We start from the raw sequence: 15,475 nt of genomic DNA, 5'->3' as shown, positions 1-15,475 counted from the left end.
GGGGGGGGGGGGGGGGGGGGGGGGGGGGGGGGGGGGGGGCGGGGGGGGGGGGGGGCGGGGGCGGGGGCCGGGGCCGGGGCGGGGAGGGGGACGGGTTCCCAGGCGGGGCGGAATCCGCTGTCGGGTGGCAGTTCGGCCGGGCGCTGGTGCTCGTACGCGTGGGGCGCTTCGTACGTGTGAGGCGCTTCGTGCCCGTGGGGCGCTTCGTACCCGCTCGGTGGCTCGTACCCGCGCGGTGGCTCGTACCTGTGCGGCGCGGGTTGCGGCTGCGCCTGTGGTTGCGCCTGTAGCTGAGGTTGCGACCGGGTTTGCGGCCGGGTTTGCGGCCGGGCTTGTGGTTGAGGTTGCGGCCGGGTCGGTGGCTGGTCCTGTGTCCGGGGCTCCTGCTGCTCCGCCGACCGCACCGCCACCCACTTGCCCGGCCGGGGCGCGGGCCGTGTGGCCTCCGCCTCCGTCCCGCCTTCCGGTGGCCTGCCATGCCCGTCGCGGGCCCTGTCTCCGTCCGGTGGCTGCGTCGGGGTGAACCAGCCCCGGTCACTCCCTCTGCCGTGCGCGCCACCGTCGGCCGACCTGGTCGGAGCGTCCTTCATCGTCTCGCCTCGAACATCTCTCGGTCCGTCCTCGCACTTCCGTCCTAGCCGGAAAGTGTTCGCAATTCCCCGCTCTGCTCATGGGTCGCTGTTCCAGGCTGCGCAGCATGCCATCTTCTGCGCCGCCTCGCGCAAATCGCGGGAAGTGCGAGTGACAAGGCCCCGGTTGAGGCTAGGCTGTGCCGATTCCCCCACCCCGGGGACAAGCCGAGTCCCGCGAACGGGAGTTGACCCTACCGTTCGGCATGTGCTGGACAACCCCCTTTCAAGGATGCGGACTTCACTGTTACGGAATCGGCCACGGACCATCGCCTACGCGCTACGGAGCCACAGGACTACGGGCTACGGACTACGGGCTATCGACGGGAGCCGACGAGTTCGTACGCCTCTCTGAGATCCCGGCCCGCATAGGAGTGCACCGCGATATCCCGCACGTGGTGGTCGGCGTTCACCGCCACGGAGACCGGGACCGCGGCGAAGAGCAGCGCGTCCGACATCGAGTCCCCGTAGGCCACGCAATCGGCCCGGGTCAGGCCGAATTCCACGCAGAGCTCGTCCGCGATCCGCACCTTCGCCCCGGCGTCGAGGATGCCCGCCGGATCCACCGGGTCTCGGAAGGGCACTGTGGGCCAGCGCGAGCCGTGCGCCGCATCGGCGCCCCAGGTCAGCAGGCGTTCGACAAAGAATCCCGGGGACAGGGAGATCACGGCGCAGCGTTCGCCGCGGGCCCGGATCTCCGCCCACACGTCACGTATTCCGGCCAGCCAGGGTGCGCCGTCGAAAGCCGCGGCGACCTGTTCCTCGGTGAGTTCCCGCCACAGCGCGCAGGCGAGTTCGGCGAAGCGCGGCGGTTCGAGTTCGCGGGCCGCGAATGCCCGTTCCAGCTCGGCGATCTCCCGCTCGACCCCGAGCTGCCGGGATATCTCGATCGCCGCCGCGGACCCGTGCATCAGGGTCCCGTCCATGTCGAACAAATGCAGTCTGGTCACGGGGCCCGAGCGTATGCGGCTCCGCCGCGGAGCACACACGAATAGTCCGCCGGTATCCGATATCCGGAACGATGAACGGCAGCACCGAGGGTGGAGGACGCGTGATGCGTCCTCCACCCTCGGTGCGGCGAGCCCGGCCCTGTCCGGCTACCCGGCCCGGTTCTGGCGGCCCGGTTCTGCCCGGCCCGGTTCTGCCCGGCCCGCTGTGGAATCAGTGGAATCAGCCGCCCAGGACGGCCCCGATCGCGGTCAGCGCGATGCCGTGGTCCTGCTCCGGCGCCCCGCCGCCCACGCCGATCGCGCCGACGAGCCGGCCGTCGCGGTGGAGCGGGACGCCGCCGGCGATGAAGAGCAGCGGGCGGTCGAGGGCGGTCGGCAGGGTGTGGAAGAGGCCGCCGGGCTGGACGGCGTCGACCAGGTCGGCCGTCGGCGCGTCCAGCTGCAGCGCCGTGAACGCCTTGCGGGTGCTGGTCTCCCCCGCGATCAGCACGGCCCGGTCGTCCCGGCGGAAGGCCAGCAGGTGACCGCCGGCGTCGAGGACGGTGACCGCGACGCGTACGCCCTGCGCATCCGCGGCGCGACGGGCGGCGGCGAGGAGCGCGTCGGCGTCGTCCGTGGTGAGGGGGAGGACGGGGGTGGTGGTGGCGGTGGTGGGGGTGGGGGTGGACATGGGAACTCCTGAAGGTGCGTGATGGTGCGAGTGCCGCTGGAGCGGCCGTGCGCTTGTGCTTGGTGGTGTTGCAAGGGGAGGTCGTGCAGCGCGTCATGGCACTGCACGTACCGCCGTAGTGGTCGGGCTGGTCTCGTTGCTCAGCTCCGCGTCGCCGCCTCTTCCCGGTCGGCGCGTTCCCCGGCCGCGGCCGCGGCGTGCTCCGGCCGCGCCACGATGCGCCCGCCCCGCGCGCCCGGCGCACCCGCCGCGCCCCGGGCGCCCGTACGCCGCTCCAGTGCTGCCGAGAGGAGGGCCAGGGCGAGGGCGGAGGCGGCCATCGCCGCACCGACCCAGTTGGGCGCCGTGTAGCCGAAGCCGGCGGAGATCACGAGGCCGCCGAGCCAGGCCGCGATCGCGTTGCCCAGGTTGAAGGCGCCGATGTTGACGGCGGAGGCGAGGGTGGGCGCGTCCGCGGTCTGGTCGAGGACGCGCTTCTGCAGCGGCGGGACGGTGGCGAAGCCCAGCGCGCCGATCAGCGGGACGACGACCGCCGTGGCGATCTTGTCGTGCGTGGCGAGCGGCAGCAGGGCGAGGGCGATCGCGAGGCCGCCCAGGGCGGTGAGCAGCATGGGCATCAGCGCGCGGTCGGCGTACCGGCCGCCGACCAGGTTGCCCGCCACCATGCCCAGGCCGAACAGGACGAGCAGCCAGGTGACGGACGAGGAGGCGAAGCCCGCGGCGTCGGTCATCATCGGCGTGAAGTAGGTGGTCATGGTGAAGACGCCGCCGAAGCCGAGGACCGTCATCGCCATGGCGAGCAGGACCTGGGGGTTGCGGAAGGCGGCCAGCTCGCCGCTGATCCGGGTCTGCTCGGGGCGGGGCTGCTGCGGTACGAGCGCGGCGATGCCGAGGACGGCGAGCACGCCCAGGCCGGCGATGAGGAAGAACGTGACGCGCCAGCCGGCGCTCTGGCCGACCATCGTGCCCATCGGCACGCCCACCACGTTGGCCACCGTCAGCCCCGTGAACATCATCGCGATGGCGGCCGCCTTCTTCTGCGGGGCGACCAGGCCCGCGGCCACGATCGCGCCGATGCCGAAGAACGCGCCGTGCGCGAACGAGGCGACGATCCGCCCGGCCAGCATCACCCCGAAGGCCGGGGCGACCGCCGAGAGCGCGTTGCCGGCGACGAACAGGCCCATCAGGGCCATGAGCATCTTCTTGCGCGGCACCCGGCTGCCGAGGACGGCCAGGATCGGGGCGCCGATCACGACGCCGAGCGCGTAGCCGGTCGTCAGGTAGCCGGCGGTCGGGATGGAGACGCCGAACTCGTCCGCGACCTCCGGGAGCAGGCCCGAGGTGACGAATTCGGTGGTGCCGATACCGAAGGCGCCGATGGCGAGCGCCAGCAGTGCGAGGGGCATGACGAGGGTCCTTCAGGGAGGGGAGGGGGAGGGCGGAGAGATCGGGGGCGGGGAGAGCCCGCCAGGCATCGTTGCGATCGACCCTTACCGGCGTAGACAATAATTGCATGCGCGGATACTTGCAAGCGCGGGCTATTTCGTTGCAGCGATATCCTGGTCCATGACGACACGCATGTGCGGTCAGAAGGAGGGCCTCATGTCCCGCACCCCGGACCCCGCTCTGCTCGGCCTGGCACAGGGCTGGTGCGCACTGTCCGCCCTGCACGGCCGGATCGAGGCGCACATCGAGCGGGCGCTGCAGGCGGCGCACGGCCTGAGCGTGCGCGAGTTCTCCGTGCTCGACGTGCTCAGCCGGCAGCACGACGGCGAGGGCGGCCACCTGCGGATGAACGAGGTCTCCGAGGCCGTCGTGCTCAGCCAGAGCGCGACCACGCGCCTGGTCAACCGCCTGGAGGACCGCGGCCTGCTGACCCGCTACCTCTGCCTCACCGACCGTCGCGGCATCTACACCGACGTCACGGAGGCGGGCCGCGCCCTCCTCGAAGAGGCCCGGCCGACGAACGACACCGCGCTGCGCGAGGCCCTCCGGGAAGCCTCCAAGCGCGCGGAGCTGGCCCCGCTCGTCACGGCGGTGGAGTCGCTCGCGCCGGTGTCGTAAGTCTCACAACAGCTCTGTTACGCAACAGAATCCGAGCCCCGCCGTAGGGTCCGGCTCATGAGCGATGTAGAGATCCGTGACCCCGGCATCGACCTCCGCGACATCGAGATCCGCCCCGCCACCGCCGGCGACGTGCCCGCCGTCGTGGCACTGCTCGCCGACGACCCCATCGGGGCGGGACGCGAGGCCCCCGGCGACCTCACCCCGTACCGGACGGCCTTCGACCGCGTGGACGCCGACCCGCACCAGCAGCTGGTGGTCGCCGTGCACGACGGCCGCGTCGTCGGCACGCTTCAGCTCACCGTCATACCGGGGCTGTCCCGCGCCGGTATGACGCGCGGGCTCATCGAGGGCGTCCGCGTGCACAGCGACGCGCGCGGCAGCGGTCTGGGCAGCCTGCTCGTCGAGTGGGCCCTCGACGCCGCGCGCGGCGCGGGCTGCCGGATGGCCCAGCTCACCTCGGACGCCACGCGCGTGGACGCCCACCGCTTCTACGAGCGGCTGGGCTTCGAGGCCTCACACCTCGGCTTCAAGTACCACCTCTGATAGCCCTCCCACATCTGCCACATCTGCCGCATCGCCCGCCGCCCCCGGACCGCCGGGGGCGGTACGGGCGCGGGCCCGCTCCCGGTGCGCCTTCTGCCGGCAGGGCGCGCCGCAGTACCGGGCGGGCCGGCCCGTGCGGGCGGACGGCACCGGCCCGTCACACACGGCGCACCGGGTTTCGTTACGAGAAACCGGGGGGTTGGGCGGGAGTTTCGTTACGTTGCGCCCCGGGCGGAGGCTGTCGCACGCCAGCGCGGTCATCCTCCCCGGCGCGACCCCCGGGCCGCGCCGCTGCTCCATCGACAGACAGCCCATGAGCAGGGCCATCAGGTCGTCGATGGTCACGTCTTTCCGTACCGCGTCGGCCTGTTGGGCGCGCCGCAGCAGGGCGGAGAGCGCCTCGCGGAAGTCCGTTTCGACGCCGGGCGAGGCATCGAAACGACTGCCCAGCCCCTCCAGCGCGTCGCACAGCCCCTTGTTCCGCACGGTCAGCCGTATGACCGCGGACAGGTAGCGGTAGAACACCCCGCCGGGATCGTCCGCATACGCCAACTCCCGTGCCGTGTCGGTGAAAAGCCTCACTCGGTCCGAGACCGTCGCCCTGAACAGGTCTGTCTTGGAAGGGAAATGGCGGTAGACGGTGCCCGTACCGACGCCGGCACGGCGCGCGATCTCGCCGAGCGGCACCCCCAACCCGGCTTCCTCGAAGGCGGATCGGGCTGCTTGCAGGACCAGCGCGCGATTGCGGCGGGCATCCGAACGGAGGGAAGCGGACCCCTGCGCAGGCACAGACGGATTCCTGTGTTCTGCCATGCGCGTTGTCCCTCCGGGGCCTGGAATCGAAACGGGTCGTGGATTCCGATTTTATCCGGGCACGTGAGTGAGGTGCCGATGCGCCATACCGGGGCAAAAGCAATAAAGATCGCAGGGTGGGCCGATGCAGGCGCGCGACACCGAGACAGAGACAGAGACAGAGGCCGAGACAGAGGCGGGCTCACCGCAAAGTGCGCACCCCGGCGGCGCCGGACGGACTCACCGCAAAGAAAAAGCCGCCGCCGGTGCGGAAAGCACCGACGGCGGCCTCACGGGACCGGAGAGAGGTCAGCCGGGGATCACCGCGTCCCACGCCTTCCCCGCCGCCTCCAGGACCTCCGCCTCGTCCGCAGCCGCCACGCCCAGTGCGCGCAGGCCCTCGCCGAGCGCCGCCAGCGAGGCCAGGACGACCTCGCGGTCGGTGTCCAGGCCGTAGTGGTTGACGCGGATCATCTCCTTGGCGAGCGGGCCGGCCGCCGCCTGCACGGGCACCGAGGCATCGGCGGCCAGGGCGGCCGCCACCACGTCGCGGGCGTCCTTGCCGCCGGGGGCGCGCAGGGTGGTCGCGACGGGGGCCGCGTCCTCGTCCCGCACGACGTACGGGGAGAGGCCGCCACCCAGGGCCCGTGCTCCTGCGCGCGTGGCGGCGGCGGCAGCGCGGTGGCGGGCCATGACGGCCTCCAGGCCGTCCTCCTCGATGCGGTCGACGGCCTGCTCCAGGGCCAGCATCTCCAGCTGGGCGGGGGCGTGGGGAAGCGCCGTGCGGCCGCCGTCGATCCAGCGCTCCTTCCAGTCCAGCAGGGAGAGGTACGAGCGGCGCGGCGCCTGCTCGTTGGCGGCGATGCGCTCCCAGGCACGGGCGCTGACCGAGACCACGGAGACACCGGCCGGACCGGCCATCGCCTTCTGCCCGCCGATGACGCACAGGTCGACGCCCCACTCGTCGGTGAGGAGCGGCTCGGCGGCGACGGACGCGACCGCATCCAGCATCAGCAGCGCGCCGTGCGCCCTCACGACCTCGCCGATCTCGGCCACGGGGTTGGTGTTGCCCGTGGCCGCCTCGGCGTGCACCAGGCTGACGAAGTCGATCGCGGGATTGGCGCGCAGGGCTTCGGCGACCTGGTCGGCCCCGACCGCGCCGCTGAACGGCGCGGAGAGGGTGACCACTTCGGCGCCGCAGGAGCGCAGCCAGCCGCCGAACGTCTCGCCGTACGGGCCGGTGATGATGTTGAGCGCGGTGCTGCCGGGGCGGACGGCCGAGCGGATCGCGGCCTCCAGCGGCAGCAGCGCCTCGCCCTGCATCGTGACGACGGTCTCGCGCGTCCGCATCAGGGCCGCGATCTTGTCCTCGATGCGCGCGAAGTGACCGGCGCCCAGCGGCGCGAGGTCGAGCAGGTCCGGTGCGGTGTTCGCAGTCACGGTGCCAGTGCCTTCCGGGTGTCGCGCCGTGTCCGGCGCCCGCCAATCTCTCCCTGACCCTACGTCCGCGCCCGGTCCCGCGCCGACCGTCGTCCACAGGACCGGACGGACAATCCGATTACTGATGCCCTATCGGGCGGCTGTGCCGTCAGCCGTCCGCCAGCCGTCGCCGTCCACGCCTCCCGGCACCGCGCCCCCCGCCTCGTACGGCTCACGGGTGAAGACGAACGTGCCGAGGTCGAGGTGGCTGACCGCGCCCTCCGCCGTCCGGACCGCGGTCAGCGTCTCCCCCGCGTAGTAGTCGCTGAGCCCCGTCCACGTGCCGTCCTCCTCCGGACGGAAGCGCGAGGCGCGCCCGCCCGGGCCCAGCGGCGCCAGCTCCAGCGCCCCGCCGGCGCACAGCCGCAGCGTGAACGGCGCCGCGCCCCAGTACCAGGGGCCCGTCAGCTCCAGGTGCTCGTCCTTCACCTCGGAGAGCGGGCTCCAGGGGGCGGGAATCCGCGGTTCGAGCTCGGCGACCGTCGTCAGCAGGTCCGCCGCGACGGCCCCGACCTCGAAGCAGGAGGTGCGGTTGGCCAGGACGACGCCCGCGATCCCGTCCTGCGGGCTCGTCAGCAGCATCGCCACGAAGCCCGGCATGGTGCCCATGTGGCCCGCGAGCGTCCGGCCGTCCCGCTGGATCACCTGCAGGCCGAGTCCGTAGCCGGACTGCCCCGGCGCCTGCGAGCCGCCCTCCGGCGTCCGCATCTCGGCCAGCGTCGCCGCGGACAGCACCCGCTCGTCCCCGTCCGTCAGGAACGCCGCGAAGCGGCACAGGTCGGCGGTCGTGGACCAGAGCTGGCCGGCGGGTGCCATCCGCCCGGTGTCCGCCGCGGGCTCGGCCAGCAGGACGTCCGCCCAGGGGTGCACCGCCCAGCCGTCCGCGTGAGGCGCGGCGGGCGCGAGGGTCGTGCGCTCCATGCCGAGCGGCGCGAGCACCTCGCGACGCAGCACCTCGTACCAGCTCTCCCCGCGGATCCGCTCGACCAGGGCGCCGAGCAGCGCGTAGCCGGGGTTGGAGTAGTGGTGCAGCCGCCCGGGGGTGTGGCGCTGGGGGCGGTCGCCGAAGAGGTCGCCGAGCTCGGGGCGCAGCGCGCCGTCCGTGCGCTCCCACCACGGCCCGCGCGCCTCCGCCGTGAGCCCCGCGGTGTGCGACAGGAGCTGGGCGATGGTCGCGTCACCGCCCGCCTCGGTGTCGAGGTGTGTGCCGAGCCTGTCGTCCAGCTTCAGCAGCCCCTCGTCGCGCAGCCGCATCACCAGCACGGCGACGAAGGTCTTGGTGATCGAACCGATGCGGTACTGGACCTCCTCGGGCCGCGCCCCTCCGGGCAGTTCGCCGCGGCCGGAGCTCCACACCAGGTTCCCCTCCCGCATCACCGCCCCCACCATGGAGGGTGCGCGCCCCTGGACCTGACCGGTGGCGAGGCGGTGGAGCAGGGCACGGCGGGTGGCGGGCAGCAGCCCGGCGTCGTTGTACGAGGCATCGATCATGACCGCACCCTAGCCAGGGCGGTCCGCACGGGCACCGGCATTTCGCCGTACTGGCTTTCACGTCCACGTGAAGGTTTGCCGCACTGGCCTTCACGTCCACGTGAAGGTTTACGGTCATGGCCATGCGCATCGGGGAACTGGCCCGGCAGGCGGGCACCACCACTCGCACCCTGCGGCACTACGAGGAGCTCGGGCTGCTGCCCGCCCGCCGCAGCGGCAACGGCTACCGCACCTACGACGACGGCGACCTGCGGCTGCTCCAGCAGATCCGCACGCTGCAGGACTTCGGCTTCGGGCTGGAGGAGACCCGTCCGTTCGTGGACTGCCTGCGGGCCGGCCACCCGGCCGGGGACTCCTGTCCCGCCTCCCTCGACGTCTACCGCCGCAAGCTCGCGGAGCTGGACGACTGCATCGACCACCTGCAGCGGGTCCGGGCCGAGGTGGGCGCCCAGCTCGCGCGCGCGGAGCTTGAGGCCGCGGCCGATGCCCCCGGCGGCCCGCCGCCGCTGTGCGCCTTCACCTGCCCGGAACCGCCGGCACCACTGGAAGCGCCACCATCCGAAGGGACCCCTGAGACACCATGAGCAGCTCCACAGCCGCAGGCACGACCGCAGGCACAACCGCAGCCGCAGCCGTCGCCGGCGTCACCGACGCCACCTTCGCCGCCGAAGTCCTCGACGAGCGGCTCCCCGTGCTCGTCGAGTTCACCGCCGACTGGTGCCCGCCCTGCCGCATGATCGCGCCCGTCCTCGCCGACCTGGCGGAGCAGGAAGCCGGACGGCTCAAGATCGTCGCGCTCGACGTGGACGCCAATCCGCAGACGCAGGCCGCCTACGGGGTCCTGTCCATGCCAACCCTGATGCTCTTCCGCGCGGGCGAGCCGGTGGCGTCCCTCGTGGGCGCCCGTTCCAAGGCCCGCCTGCTCCGCGACCTCGACGGCCTCCTGGACTGACCGGAACGCGACGACCGGCCGGGGAGGCCCTGGCAGGCCCCAGGACCGATCAGGTCTGCGCCATGTCCACGAAGCGGGAGTAGTGGCCCTGGAAGGCCACCGTGATCGTGGCCGTCGGGCCGTTACGGTGCTTGCCGACGATGATGTCCGCCTCGCCCGCGCGGGGCGACTCCTTCTCGTAGGCGTCCTCGCGGTGGAGCAGGATGACCATGTCGGCGTCCTGCTCGATGGAGCCGGATTCACGCAGGTCGGAGACCATCGGCTTCTTGTCCGTGCGCTGCTCGGGGCCACGGTTCAGCTGCGAGAGCGCGATGACCGGCAGCTCCAGCTCCTTGGCCAGCAGCTTGAGGTTTCGGGACATGTCCGAGACCTCCTGCTGGCGGCTCTCGGCGCGCTTGGCGCCACCGGCCTGCATCAGCTGGAGATAGTCGATGATCACGAGCTTGATGCCGCTGCGCTGCTTCAGGCGGCGGCACTTGGCGCGGATCTCCATCATCGACAGGTTCGGGGAGTCGTCGATGAAGAGGGGGGCGGCGGAGACGTCGGGCATCCGGCGGGCGAGGCGCGTCCAGTCCTCGTCCGTCATCGAGCCGGAGCGCATGTGGTGCAGGGCCACGCGCGCCTCGGCGGACAGCAGGCGCATCGCGATCTCGTTGCGGCCCATTTCGAGCGAGAAGATCACGCTCGGCATGTTGTGCTTGATCGAGCAGGCGCGGGCGAAGTCCAGCGCGAGGGTGGACTTACCCATGGCGGGACGGGCCGCGATGACGATCATCTGGCCGGGGTGCAGGCCGTTCGTCAGGGAGTCCAGGTCGGTGAAGCCCGTCGGGACGCCTGTCATCTCGCCGCTGCGCGAGCCGATCGCCTCGATCTCGTCGAGCGCGCCCTCCATGATGTCGCCCAGGGGGAGGTAGTCCTCGCTGGTGCGCTGCTCGGTGACGGCGTAGACCTCGGCCTGGGCCTTGTTGACGATGTCGTCGACGTCGCCGTCGGCGGCGTATCCCATCTGGGTGATGCGCGTGCCGGCCTCGACGAGGCGGCGCAGCACGGCGCGCTCGTGGACGATCTCGGCGTAGTACTCGGCGTTGGCGGCAGTGGGAACCGTCTGGACCAGGGAGTGCAGGTAGGGCGCGCCGCCGACGCGGGTGATCTCGCCGCGCTTGGTGAGCTCGGCGGCGACGGTGATCGGGTCGGCCGGCTCGCCCTTGGCGTAGAGGTCGAGGATGGCCTGGTAGATCGTCTCGTGCGCCGGGCGGTAGAAGTCGTGGCCCTTGAGGACCTCGACGACGTCGGCGATGGCGTCCTTGGACAGCAGCATGCCGCCGAGGACGGACTGCTCGGCGTCCAGGTCCTGCGGGGGCACGCGCTCGAAGGCGGCGGCTCCCTGCTGGCCCTGTCCGCCGCCCTGCGACCAGGAGCCGTCCTCCGCGCCGCGGTCGTGGCGCTCGCCGCGGGAGGGGCCGTCGCCGCGGCGGGGGCGGGACACGGGGAGGCGGTCGCCGGGACCTGCATCCGCCCAGGGGTCGTCCATGGGCTCGGGGATGCTCATCCCGCCACCTCCTCCCGTCCGCGGAGCGGACCTTGCCGTGCTGTTCTTTCTTACGGCACGGCTCTGACAAACAGCCCACCCGACTCCGGTTCCGGCGCGTCGAGTTCAGGGCGGTCCCATCAGGTCCGTCGGGGCCGGAACAGGCGTCGGCCGCCGGTCCACGGTAGGCCCGCGGGCACCGTCAGCCAATCTGGTTATCCACAGGCCGTGTGGATGACGGGCCCCATCCTGTGGAGAAGTCCGCGCATCCTGTGCACGAGGCGGGGGAAACCGCTGTGGACAAACACACAGCCTCCCCGAGCTCAAGCCTCTGACCTGCAGATTCACCATCCACCGGCTGTTGAGGAGAAAAACTTTCCCCGTCCGCCGGAGATCGCGACAAACGGCGCAGAGAAGATCGGACCGAGCGACTCAATGTAAGGGTCCCATGACAGTTGCACCGATTACCTGTGGAAGATTAGGTTGGGGGGATGACCCAGGCTCCCGAACGCGCCCGCGCCACCGCCCGCCGGCACGACCGCGAGATCGTCGCGCTGGCCGTGCCCGCCTTCGGCGCACTCGTCGCGGAGCCCCTCTTCCTCATGGCCGACAGCGCCATCGTCGGCCACCTCGGCACCCCGCAGCTCGCCGGGCTCGGCATCGCCGCCGCCCTGCTCACCACGGCCGTCAGCGTCTTCGTCTTCCTCGCCTACGCCACCACCGCGGCGGTCTCCCGGCGCGTGGGCGCGGGCGACCTGCGGGCCGCGATACGCCAGGGCATGGACGGCATATGGCTCGCCGCGCTCCTCGGCGCGGCCCTCGTGGCGGCCGTCCTGCCCACCGCCCCCGCGGTCGTCGAGCTCTTCGGCGCCTCCCCGACCGCCGCCCCGTACGCCACGACGTACCTGCGGATCAGCGCCCTCGGCATCCCCGCCATGCTCATCGTCCTCGCCGCCACCGGCGTCCTGCGCGGCCTGCAGGACACCCGCACGCCGCTTGCCGTGGCCATCGGGGGCTTCGCCCTCAACGGCGCCCTCAACGCCGGGCTCGTCTACGGCGCGGGCCTCGGCATCGCCGGCTCCGCCTGGGGCACGGTCATCGCCCAGTGGGCCATGACCGCCGCTTACCTCGCCGTGGTCCTCCGGGGCGCCCGGCGCCACGGCGCCTCCCTGCGGCCCGACGCGGCGGGCATCCGGGCCTGCGCCCAGGCCGGAGTGCCGCTCCTGGTCCGTACGCTCTCGCTGCGCGCCGTCCTCATGATCGCCACGGCCGTGGCGGCCCGGCTCGGCGACGCCCAGATCGCCGCCCACCAGATCGTCCTCACGCTGTGGACCCTGCTGGCCTTCGCGCTGGACGCCATAGCCATCGCCGGACAGGCGATCATCGGGCGCTACCTGGGCGCGAGCGACGCGGAGGGCGCCCGGGCCGCCTGCCGGCGCATGGTGCAGTGGGGCATCGCCTCGGGGGCGGTGCTGGGGGTGCTGGTGGTGGTCTCCCGGCCGCTGTTCATCCCCCTGTTCACCTCCGACGGCGCCGTACGGGACACGCTGCTGCCGGCCCTGCTGGTGGTGGCCCTCTCCCAGCCCGTCGCAGGCGTGGTCTTCGTCCTGGACGGGGTGCTGATGGGGGCCGGAGACGGCGCCTACCTCGCCCGGGCCATGCTGCTGGTCCTCGCCGTCTTCGCCCCCGCGGCCCTGCTCGTCCCCGTGCTCGGAGGCGGTCTGACGGCCCTGTGGTGGGCGATGACGCTGATGATGGCGGCCCGGATGGCGACCCTGTGGATGCGGGCGCGGTCGGGGCGCTGGGTCGTCACCGGGGCGACCCGCTGAAGAAACGTATCCCCGGGCGGGGGCCCCGGCGGCCGCCACATCTCGTGAAGAGCGGTGCGAACAGCAGGAGGGCCGTACCCCCGTGGGGGTACGGCCCTCCTTCAGGCTCTACCGATCACCGGTGGGTGATCAGGCAGCGACGACCTCGATGCCGAGCTTGGCAACGACGTCGGCGTGCAGACGCACGGAGACCTGGTGGGCGCCCAGGGTCTTGATGGGCGAGCCCACCTCGACGCGGCGCTTGTCGACGTCCGGGCCACCGGCAGCCTTGATCGCCGCAGCGACGTCGGCCTGGGTGACGGAGCCGAACAGGCGGCCGGCCTCGCCGGAGCGGGTGGCCAGGCGGACCTTGAGGCCCTCCAGCTGACCCTTGACCTCGTTGGCCTGCTCGATCGTGGCGATCTCGCGGATCTTGCGAGCGCGGCGGATCTGAGCGACGTCCTGCTCGCCACCCTTGGTCCAGCGGATCGCGAAACCGCGCGGGACCAGGTAGTTGCGGGCGTAGCCGTCCTTGACGTCGACGACGTCACCGGCGGTGCCGAGGCCGGAGACCTCGTGGGTGAGGATGATCTTCATTAGTTGGTCACCCTTCCCTTATCGCGCGGACGAGGTGTAGGGCAGCAGCGCCATCTCACGGCTGTTCTTCACGGCCGTGGCGACGTCACGCTGGTGCTGGGTGCAGTTGCCGGTCACGCGACGGGCACGGATCTTGCCGCGGTCGGAAATGAACTTCCGCAGCATGTTCGTGTCCTTGTAGTCCACGTAAGCGGTCTTGTCCTTGCAGAAAGCGCAGACCTTCTTCTTAGGCTTGCGCGGCGGGGGCTTCGCCATCGTTTCTCTCCTGTGTGATCAAGAAGTTTGTGTGCTGCTCGCCCTAGAAGGGCGGCTCGTCCGAGTAGCCGCCGGAGTTGCCGGGGCCGCCGCCCCAGCCGCCTCCGCCGCCGCCCTGCTGGCCGCCGGACGGCGCGCTGGTGGCCCAGGGGTCGTCGGCGGGAGCACCGCCGCCGCCCTGCTGCTGCTGACCGCCGGAGCCACCGCCCCAGCCGCCCTGCTGCTGGCCACCGCCGTAGCCACCCTGGCCACCGCGACCCGCGGTCTTGGTGACCTTCGCCGTGGCGTTCTTCAGGCTGGCGCCGACCTCTTCGACGTCGAGCTCGTAGACCGTGCGCTTGACGCCCTCGCGGTCCTCGTAGGACCGCTGCTTCAGACGGCCCTGCACGATGACGCGCATGCCGCGCTGGAGCGACTCGGCGACGTTCTCCGCCGCCTGACGCCACACCGAGCACGTGAGGAAGAGGCTCTCGCCGTCCTTCCACTCGTTGGTCTGGCGGTCGAAGGTGCGGGGAGTGGACGCGACGCGGAACTTCGCGACCGCCGCACCGGACGGGGTGAAGCGCAGCTCGGGGTCGTCGACGAGATTGCCGACGACCGTGATGACGGTCTCGCCTGCCATGGGTGAACCTCTCGGCGGGTGTGCTGCTGGCTGCTTGCTACTCGTTGAGCTACAGCCCGATTACCTCTGAACCGCTGGGGTTCAGTGGGTCTCGGGACGGAGGACCTTGGTCCGGAGGACCGACTCGTTCAGGTTCATCTGGCGGTCGAGCTCCTTGACGACCGCAGGCGTGGCCTGCAGGTCGATGACCGAGTAGATGCCCTCGGGCTTCTTCTTGATCTCGTACGCGAGACGACGACGGCCCCAGGTGTCGACCTTCTCGACCTTTCCGTTGCCCTCACGGACGACGGAGAGGAAGTTCTCGATCAGCGGGGAGACAGCGCGCTCCTCGAGATCGGGGTCGAGGATGACCATCACCTCGTAGTGACGCATGTGGAACCCACCTCCTTTGGACTCAGCGGCCACGGTCGTTCCGTGGCAGGAGGGTCGTGATGCGTGAACAACGGTATCGGCCGACACTGACAATCAGCGGAAAGTCCCTGGGTTGCCCCAGAGGACCGAAGCTGGTCTGGGCAGACACCGGTGCAGACCGTACAGAGTACCCGCACTCCGGCTTCCGGTTGAAATCCGGCCGTGCGGGCCCGCAATCTGTAGGCACCGGATGTGACCGGCGCAACAATGCGCCGGTCGCCTTCAGGAGGAGGTAGCCCCATGACACAGGCAGTGCGCCAGTCCCGCGGCCCCCGTTCTTTGATCAATGCCGTGCTCAACAGCGACGGAAAGCCGCATCCGCTCGAGAACACCTTCGTCGCCGTGACGCTGGTGCTCGGAGTGCTCGCTTTCGTCTCCTCGGCCTTCAACAACCTTCACCTGCTGAGCTCGTGGAGCGGGCTGGCCGGCATCCTCACCGGTGCGTACGGCCAGTACATCTCGGCCACCACGGGCGAGCGCTTCCTGCTGATCATCGGACTGGGAGCGTCCGCCTTCGGCTTCTTCCTGGGCATGGCCCACGGGGGTCTCTTCGGAGGTGTCATCGGATAGCGCGGGGCCCGCCCGGCCGTACACCCGAACGGGCGCCCCAACGGTGTGCGTCCCTGTCGCAGTAGGCTTCGCCGCGAGAGCCGGAGCCCCGACCATGGGGACACACCTGCC

At 71.6% G+C, this 15,475-nt stretch carries 17 protein-coding genes; 6 read left to right on the top strand and 11 right to left on the bottom strand.

The window, feature by feature from the left end; all coding sequences use genetic code 11:
• Positions 1-946: 946 nt before the first annotated feature.
• From NQU55_RS33620 to NQU55_RS33610, 3 genes are all read right to left on the bottom strand, one after another.
• Positions 947-1,579: an HAD family hydrolase gene (locus tag NQU55_RS33620; RefSeq protein ID WP_168095048.1), complete on the bottom strand. Its 633-nt coding sequence runs from the start codon at positions 1,577-1,579 to the stop codon at positions 947-949.
• Between the two features lie 220 nt (positions 1,580-1,799).
• Entirely contained in the window at positions 1,800-2,249 is a 450-nt protein-coding gene (locus NQU55_RS33615; RefSeq protein WP_168095049.1) for a GlcG/HbpS family heme-binding protein, read from the bottom strand.
• Between the two features lie 140 nt (positions 2,250-2,389).
• Positions 2,390-3,655, bottom strand: a complete 1,266-nt coding sequence (locus NQU55_RS33610; protein ID WP_168095050.1) for an MFS transporter — start codon at positions 3,653-3,655, stop codon at positions 2,390-2,392.
• Positions 3,656-3,851: 196 nt separating this feature from the next.
• Between NQU55_RS33610 and NQU55_RS33605 the strand changes: the two genes are divergently transcribed.
• Both NQU55_RS33605 and NQU55_RS33600 read left to right on the top strand, forming a co-directional pair.
• On the top strand, positions 3,852-4,313 hold the full coding sequence (locus tag NQU55_RS33605; protein WP_168095051.1) for a MarR family winged helix-turn-helix transcriptional regulator: 462 nt from the start codon (positions 3,852-3,854) through the stop codon (positions 4,311-4,313).
• A 57-nt stretch (positions 4,314-4,370) separates the two neighbouring features.
• Complete coding sequence (locus tag NQU55_RS33600; RefSeq protein WP_168095052.1) at positions 4,371-4,859, top strand: GNAT family N-acetyltransferase; 489 nt, start codon at positions 4,371-4,373, stop codon at positions 4,857-4,859.
• Here NQU55_RS33600 and NQU55_RS33595 read toward each other — a convergent pair.
• The 3 genes from NQU55_RS33595 to NQU55_RS33585 all read right to left on the bottom strand — a co-directional run bounded on the left by NQU55_RS33595 (position 4,830) and on the right by NQU55_RS33585 (position 8,621).
• Positions 4,830-5,672, bottom strand: coding sequence for a TetR/AcrR family transcriptional regulator (locus NQU55_RS33595; RefSeq protein WP_168095053.1), 843 nt, complete (start codon positions 5,670-5,672; stop codon positions 4,830-4,832). The two genes, NQU55_RS33600 and NQU55_RS33595, sit on opposite strands and share 30 nt — an antisense overlap.
• A gap of 288 nt (positions 5,673-5,960) precedes the next feature.
• Positions 5,961-7,091 carry a pyridoxal-phosphate-dependent aminotransferase family protein gene (locus tag NQU55_RS33590; protein WP_168095054.1) on the bottom strand — a complete coding sequence of 377 codons (1,131 nt, stop codon included), beginning with the start codon at positions 7,089-7,091 and terminating at the stop codon, positions 5,961-5,963.
• Between the two features lie 129 nt (positions 7,092-7,220).
• Positions 7,221-8,621: a serine hydrolase domain-containing protein gene (locus NQU55_RS33585; protein WP_256791717.1), complete on the bottom strand. Its 1,401-nt coding sequence runs from the start codon at positions 8,619-8,621 to the stop codon at positions 7,221-7,223.
• A 122-nt stretch (positions 8,622-8,743) separates the two neighbouring features.
• On the opposite strand from NQU55_RS33585, the gene NQU55_RS33580 reads away from it, so the two are divergent.
• The gene (locus NQU55_RS33580; protein WP_168092219.1) at positions 8,744-9,205 is read left to right on the top strand and encodes a MerR family transcriptional regulator; all 462 of its coding nucleotides are present in this window, start codon (positions 8,744-8,746) and stop codon (positions 9,203-9,205) included.
• Positions 9,202-9,573 carry a thioredoxin gene (trxA, locus tag NQU55_RS33575; RefSeq protein WP_168092207.1) on the top strand — a complete coding sequence of 124 codons (372 nt, stop codon included), beginning with the start codon at positions 9,202-9,204 and terminating at the stop codon, positions 9,571-9,573. Before NQU55_RS33580 ends, trxA begins: the two co-directional genes overlap by 4 nt.
• A 49-nt stretch (positions 9,574-9,622) precedes the next feature.
• Here the strand turns inward: trxA and dnaB are convergent, their stop codons facing one another.
• Positions 9,623-11,122 (bottom strand): replicative DNA helicase, encoded by a 1,500-nt coding sequence (gene dnaB / locus NQU55_RS33570; RefSeq protein ID WP_173864797.1) that lies wholly within the window; start codon positions 11,120-11,122, stop codon positions 9,623-9,625.
• Between the two features lie 470 nt (positions 11,123-11,592).
• Between dnaB and NQU55_RS33565 the strand changes: the two genes are divergently transcribed.
• Positions 11,593-12,930, top strand: a complete 1,338-nt coding sequence (locus tag NQU55_RS33565; RefSeq protein WP_168092208.1) for an MATE family efflux transporter — start codon at positions 11,593-11,595, stop codon at positions 12,928-12,930.
• 129 nt (positions 12,931-13,059) lie between these two features.
• Here NQU55_RS33565 and rplI read toward each other — a convergent pair whose 3' ends face one another.
• The 4 genes from rplI to rpsF form a co-directional block, all read right to left on the bottom strand.
• A complete protein-coding gene (gene rplI / locus NQU55_RS33560; RefSeq protein WP_106681030.1) occupies positions 13,060-13,506 on the bottom strand; it encodes a 50S ribosomal protein L9 in 447 nt (148 codons plus the stop codon).
• A gap of 18 nt (positions 13,507-13,524) precedes the next feature.
• The gene (gene rpsR, locus NQU55_RS33555; protein WP_004950692.1) at positions 13,525-13,761 is read right to left on the bottom strand and encodes a 30S ribosomal protein S18; all 237 of its coding nucleotides are present in this window, start codon (positions 13,759-13,761) and stop codon (positions 13,525-13,527) included.
• A 43-nt stretch (positions 13,762-13,804) separates the two neighbouring features.
• A complete protein-coding gene (locus tag NQU55_RS33550) occupies positions 13,805-14,383 on the bottom strand; it encodes a single-stranded DNA-binding protein (RefSeq protein WP_120755016.1) in 579 nt (192 codons plus the stop codon).
• An 81-nt stretch (positions 14,384-14,464) separates the two neighbouring features.
• Entirely contained in the window at positions 14,465-14,755 is a 291-nt protein-coding gene (gene rpsF / locus NQU55_RS33545; protein WP_030366820.1) for a 30S ribosomal protein S6, read from the bottom strand.
• Positions 14,756-15,034: 279 nt separating this feature from the next.
• Here rpsF and NQU55_RS33540 point away from each other — a divergent pair, with 279 nt between their 5' ends.
• Positions 15,035-15,364: a hypothetical protein gene (locus tag NQU55_RS33540; protein WP_168092209.1), complete on the top strand. Its 330-nt coding sequence runs from the start codon at positions 15,035-15,037 to the stop codon at positions 15,362-15,364.
• Positions 15,365-15,475: the final 111 nt, after the last annotated feature.

The sequence above is a fragment of the Streptomyces telluris genome, from assembly GCF_024519335.1.
In the GTDB taxonomy this organism is placed as follows: domain Bacteria; phylum Actinomycetota; class Actinomycetes; order Streptomycetales; family Streptomycetaceae; genus Streptomyces; species Streptomyces telluris.
This window is presented reverse-complemented; position numbering and strand designations above follow the sequence as displayed.